The sequence below is a fragment of the Inquilinus sp. genome, assembly GCF_057815775.1.
Genome location: NZ_JBYRFX010000189.1, coordinates 1 through 4,782, shown reverse-complemented (window position 1 = coordinate 4,782; position 4,782 = coordinate 1). Strand labels below are relative to the sequence as shown.

General features: G+C 70.3%; 7 protein-coding genes. All 7 read left to right on the top strand.

Annotated elements, in window-relative coordinates:
* A partial coding sequence (locus AC3XYG_RS06800; protein ID WP_489139052.1) for an AGE family epimerase/isomerase occupies positions 1–954 on the top strand: 954 nt, incomplete at its 5' end.
* An 86-nt stretch (positions 955–1,040) separates the two neighbouring features.
* Positions 1,041–1,454 carry a putative toxin-antitoxin system toxin component, PIN family gene (locus AC3XYG_RS06795; RefSeq protein ID WP_489139051.1) on the top strand — a complete coding sequence of 138 codons (414 nt, stop codon included), beginning with the start codon at positions 1,041–1,043 and terminating at the stop codon, positions 1,452–1,454.
* A complete protein-coding gene (locus AC3XYG_RS06790; RefSeq protein ID WP_489139050.1) occupies positions 1,451–1,699 on the top strand; it encodes a toxin-antitoxin system HicB family antitoxin in 249 nt (82 codons plus the stop codon). Before AC3XYG_RS06795 ends, AC3XYG_RS06790 begins: the two co-directional genes overlap by 4 nt.
* 17 nt (positions 1,700–1,716) lie before the next feature.
* Complete coding sequence (locus tag AC3XYG_RS06785) at positions 1,717–2,838, top strand: NAD(P)/FAD-dependent oxidoreductase (protein WP_489139049.1); 1,122 nt, start codon at positions 1,717–1,719, stop codon at positions 2,836–2,838.
* A complete protein-coding gene (pyrF, locus tag AC3XYG_RS06780) occupies positions 2,835–3,587 on the top strand; it encodes an orotidine-5'-phosphate decarboxylase (protein ID WP_489139048.1) in 753 nt (250 codons plus the stop codon). Before AC3XYG_RS06785 ends, pyrF begins: the two co-directional genes overlap by 4 nt.
* A complete protein-coding gene (locus AC3XYG_RS06775; RefSeq protein ID WP_489139047.1) occupies positions 3,584–4,231 on the top strand; it encodes a phosphoribosylanthranilate isomerase in 648 nt (215 codons plus the stop codon). The genes pyrF and AC3XYG_RS06775 overlap by 4 nt, the downstream gene beginning before the upstream one ends.
* 146 nt (positions 4,232–4,377) lie before the next feature.
* On the top strand, positions 4,378–4,782 hold a 405-nt coding region (locus tag AC3XYG_RS06770; RefSeq protein ID WP_489139046.1), incomplete at its 3' end, for a pyridoxal-phosphate dependent enzyme.

Genomic DNA, 4,782 nt, shown 5'->3' with positions numbered 1-4,782 from the left:
ACCGGCGACAGGCGCTGGCTCGACATCGCCCGGCATGGGCTGGATTTTGTCCGGGCGCACGCCTGGCACCCGACGACCGGCGGCTGGATGCATCTGCTGGCGCGCGACGGCGCCCCGCGCGACACGCGCCGCGACGCCTATGACCAGGCCTTCGCCCTTTACGCCCTCGGCTGGCATGCAAAGGCCAGCGGCGACGCGGGCGCGCTGGACGAGGCGCGCCGGACCACGGCCTGGATGGACAGCCATCTCGCCGACCCGGTCGCCGGCGGCTATGCCGAGGCGCTGGACGATGTCGTGCCCGACCGCGGCTGGCGCCGCCAGAACCCGCACATGCATCTGTTCGAGGCGCTGGTGGCGCTGCACGAGCTGACCGGCGAGCGCGACTGGCTCGACCGCGCCGCCCGCATCCACCGCATGCTGGCCGGGCAGTTCCTGCAGGCGGACGGCACCCTGGCAGAATTCTTCACCGAAGGCTGGGCCCCGGCGCCGGGCGAGCCCGGCACGTCGCGCGAGGCCGGCCATCACTTCGAATGGTGCTGGCTGCTCGACCGCTGGGGCCGCGCCGCCGGCGACCCCGGCATCGCCGCGCTGTCCGACCCGCTGTGGGCCTGGGCGTTGGATCACGGCGTCGAAACCAACCCGGCACTGGTCTATGCGCCCTTCGACGAGAACGGCGCCGACGGCGCCATCCGCCGCAGCAGCAAGCGGCTGTGGCCGCAGACCGAATTCATCAAGGCCGCCGTGGTGCGCGAGGAAGCCGGAGACACCGCCGCCGCGGCCCTGGTCGACCGCCAGCTCGACTCGCTGTTCACGCACTATCTGTCCGGCCCGCCGGGGCTGTGGCGCGACCAACTGCACCGCGACGGGTCGCCGCTCTCGACCAACAGCCCGGCCAGCAGCTTCTATCACCTCTATCTCTGCCTCATCGAAGTGCTGCGGGTGCGGGGACTTTAGGTTCAGCTCAAGCCTGATATCACGGGCGATGTCCCTTCCTTGAGCCGCATCATGATATTGCATATAATGTCATGATGCTTCGGCTTGTGATCGACACCGATGTGATGGTTGCGGCGTTCGAGAGTGCGTCAGGTGCCTCGCGCCAGCTTGTCCTCGACATACTGGATGGCCGGGCGAGCCTGCTGTTGTCGGTCAGCCTTATGCTGGAATATGAGGCGGTGCTGACCCGAGAGACGACCTTGACCCGAAGCAGGTTGTCCGTTCCGGACGTGCTGGAGGCCCTGGACGATCTCGCCGGTCACTGTATCCCGGTTGCCTTCGACTATCGCTGGCGGCCGGCGGCCAGGGATGCGGATGACGATCTGGTGCTCGAAACCGCGATCAATGGCGGGGCGGACGTCATCGTGACGTTCAATGCGGCCGATATGTCGGCCGGCGCCGCGATGTTCGGCATTCCGGTCGAGCGGCCGGGACTCGTGTTGAAGAGGATCCGAGGATGAGTGTCTTCCCCCTGCGATTGCCGGATGATCTGAAGGACAAGGCTGCTGCCCAGGCTGCCGAGGCCGGTGTTAGCCTGAACCAGTTCATCGCGGTGGCGGTGGCCTCGCGCGTCGGGGCGCAGGCGGAGGCCGAGCGCTACTTTTCCGCGCGGGCAACCCGGGTTGCTCCAGGCCGGGCCAGGACCATTCTGGGACGGGCGGGGGCCGACAGCCCGCCGCGCCCCGACGACCAGATCGATCCCTGAACCGGACCGGCAATCGCATGACCGCCATCGTTGTCGGCGCCGGGGTAATGGGGCTTGCCACCGCCTGGCATCTCGCCCGGGCCGGTGAGGCGGTCACCGTGCTGGAGCAGGGGCCGATCCCCAATCCGCTCGCCGCCTCCTGGGACAGCCACCGGCTGATCCGCGCCCTTTATCCCGGTTCGCCCGGCTACACCCGGATGGCGATCGACGCCTTCGCGGCGTGGGACGAAATCTGGCAGGCCGCCGGCGTCAGCCACTACCAGAATTGCGGCTCGATCGCCTTTAGCCGGGCAGCGGGCGATTGGACCGATGGCTGCCGCGCGCCGCTCGACGCGCTCGGCGCCGCCTATGAGCTGGTGCCGCCGGAGGAGCTGACCCGCCGCTACCCCTTCCTGGTCCCGGACGGCATCCGCTGGGGCCTGTTCATGCCGGAGGGCGGCGTGCTGTTCGCCGACCGCATCCTGGCGACGCTGGTCGATCTGTGCCGTGCCGCCGGCGTCGTGCTGCGGCCGCACGCGCCGGTCCGCGCCGTCGACCCCGACGGCACGGTGACGCTGGCCTCGGGCGAAGTGCTCCAGGCCGGATCGATCGTGGTCACCGCCGGCGCCTGGGTCGGGGCGCTGTTTCCCGATGTCATCGGGGCGCGGCTGACCACCTACCGCCAAATCGTGGTCTATCTCGACCCGCCGGCGGAGCATGTTGACGCCTGGTCCCGGGCCCCCGGCATCATCGATTGCGGCCTGCCCGACAGCCATTGGGGCATCCCGCCGGTCGGCGGCACCCGGCTGAAGCTCGCGGTCGGCGACTGGAAGCGCCCGGCCGAACCGGGCGAGGACCCGGCGGTCGGCGCCGGCGAGGCCGAGGCGATCCGCGAGCGCTGGCGGCCGGTGCTGCACGACATCGACCGTTACGCCATTCTCGAAGCGCGCAGCTGCCGCTATATCTTCGCCCCGGACGACCGCTTCGCGCTGGAGCGGCGCGGCCGGGCCTGGCTGGTCAGCCCGTGTTCGGGCCATGGCTTCAAGTTCGGCGCGCTGATCGGCCGGGCGGTGGCCGATGGCGTGCGCGGCCGGCGCGGGCCGGACAAGTTGGCGAGATGGGCGGCCGGGCATCTGCCGGCAGAGGGAGTGCGAGCATGACCACCAATCCCGTCTTCTGCGCGATCGACGCGCCGGATCTCGAAGAGGCCAAGCGGCTGATCGGCCTGGTCTCGGGCGCGGTCGGCGGCATCAAGCTCGGCCTGGAATTCTTCATGGCGGCAGGGCCTGAGGGCATCCGCACGGCCAAGCCGTCGGGCCTGCCGCTGTTCCTCGACATCAAGCTGCATGACATCCCGAACACGGTGGCCGGCGCCATCCGCTCGGTGGTGCCGCTGGCGCCGGCCTACATCACCATCCACGCCTCCGGCGGCCGGGCGATGATGCAGGCGGCGGCCGAGGCGGCGCGGAGCGAGGCGGAGAAGCTGGGCGTGCCGCGGCCGAAGCTGCTGGGCGTCACGGTGTTGACCAGCCTTGATGTCGGCGACCTTGAGGCGGTGGGGCAGGGCATGGAGGTCTCCGGCCAGGTCGAGCGCCTGGCCCGGCTGGCGGAATCGAGCGGCCTGGACGGCGTGGTCTGCGCCCCGACCGAGATCGCCCGGCTGCGCCGCATCCTGAAACCGATCAGCGAGCTGATGGTGCCCGGCATCCGCCCGGCCGGATCGGATGTGGGCGACCAGAAGCGGGTGATGACGCCGAAGGAGGCGATGGACGCCGGGGCCACCCATCTCGTCATCGGCCGGCCGATCACCGGCGCCGCCGACCCGGCCGCCGCCGCGCGCGACATTGCAGCCCAGCTGGGCCTGGTGCTTGATGCCCCGGCTGCGGCACCCCAGACTCCTGCATCATGAGCATCGACGCCAAAATCTGCGGCATCCGCACGCCCGAGGTGCTTGAGGCGGCGGCGAAGCACGGGGCCCGCTGGGTCGGCTTCAACTTCTACCCACCCAGCCCGCGCTCGGTGGCGCCGGATCTCGGTGCCGAACTGGCCCGCATGGTGCCGACCGGGCTGCGCAGCGTCGGCCTGTTCGTCGACCCGACCGAGGATGAGCTCGGCGCCGTGCTCGGCCGGGTGCCGCTCGACATGATCCAGCTGCATGGGTCCGAGACGCCGGAGCGGGTGGCCGAGATCCGCGGCCGCTGGGCCATGCCGGTGATGAAGGCGATCAAGATCGCGACCGTCGAGGATCTGGCCGGGATCGCGGCCTATGAGGCGGTGGCCGACCGGCTGCTGTTCGACGCCAAGCCGCCGAAGGGCGTCGCCTCTCTGCCCGGCGGCAACGGCCTGGTCTTCGACTGGGCCATCCTGTCCGGCCGCAAATGGTCGAAGCCCTGGATGCTGGCCGGCGGCCTGACCGAGGCCAATGTCGCCGACGCGGTCGCCCGCACCGGCGCGACCACGGTCGATGTCGCCTCCAGCATCGAAGAGCGCCCTGGCCATAAGACGCCCGAGCGGGTGCAGCGCTTCCTGGCCGCGGTCCGCGCCGTCGTCTGACCCGGTCGGCCCTGCGCCATCAGCGGGTCTGGGATGCGTGCGCCTCGGGCATTCGCGACAAATGTTTGGCGCGCAGGTCGGGCGTCGGTAAGGTCACGGCTCTTCGCCCAGATTTTGCCACGATCCGCTTCGGGAGCTGACGCCGCTTGACCGAGACCGCACCCCTCCAGGCCCGCCCGAACAGTTTCCGCTCGGGCCCGGACGAGAATGGCCGCTTCGGCCTCTACGGTGGCCGTTTCGTCGCCGAGACGCTGATGCCGCTCGTTCTCGAAGTCGAAAAGGCCTACGCCGCCGCGCGCAAGGACGCCGAGTTCAACAGCGAGCTGCGCTATTACCTCACGCATTACGTCGGCCGGCCCAGCCCGCTGTACCTGGCGGAGCGGATCACCGAGCATCTCGGCGGCGCCCGCGTGTACTTCAAGCGCGAGGAGCTGAACCACACCGGCGCGCACAAGATCAACAACTGCATGGGCCAGATCCTGCTGGCCCGGCGCATGGGCAAGACCCGGATCATCGCCGAGACCGGCGCCGGCCAGCACGGCGTCGCCACC